Annotated in this window: 1 protein-coding gene; it reads left to right on the forward strand. The window is 37.4% G+C overall.

What is annotated here, in order from left to right:
* Positions 1-78: 78 nt before the first annotated feature.
* The coding region (locus GOQ16_RS17240; RefSeq protein ID WP_160070429.1) for a DUF4372 domain-containing protein at positions 79-641 on the forward strand (563 nt) is incomplete at its 3' end.

A 641-nucleotide genomic window follows, 5' to 3' on the forward strand; every position in this document is an offset into this window, starting at 1 on the left:
CCTAAATAAGGGAAAAATGGCGGTGGATTTATATAGCAAGGATTGCTATATTTAATTCGCTAAAATTACTCAACCGCCATGGTAAATATAAACGTATTTTCTCAGATTTTAGGGCTTGTAGATCGCAATATTTTTAACAAATTGGTTCAACAATATCAGTCCGACAAACATCACAAAGGGATCAATAGTTGGACACACTTTGTGAGTATGCTTTTCTGCCATTTATCCTCTGCTGATTCCGTTCGTGATATTTCTAATGGTCTGCGTAGTACTACAGGTAACATGAGTCATATGGGTATCTCTAGAACGCCGAGCAAATCCAATCTATCCTACATAAACAAACATCGAGATCATGGCCTATTCCGTGATTTGTATTATAAACTTTTGGATGATTTGTGGCGTAAAGATTCTCCTAGACGAGCTGAGCTTAACAGACTCAAGCGTAAAGTATTTCTAATGGATGCTACTATTATTCCCTTATGCTTAAGTGTATTTGACTGGGCTAAATTCCGCAGTGCTAAGGGGGCTGTTAAACTTCATACTATACTTGATTATGATGGCTGTATGCCGAGTTTTGTGCATATTACAGATGGTAAACAACATGAATCTAAAATCGCCAAGACCATTTCATTTGCTAAGGG

This window comes from Sphingobacterium bovisgrunnientis (assembly GCF_009829085.1).
In the GTDB taxonomy this organism is placed as follows: domain Bacteria; phylum Bacteroidota; class Bacteroidia; order Sphingobacteriales; family Sphingobacteriaceae; genus Sphingobacterium; species Sphingobacterium bovisgrunnientis.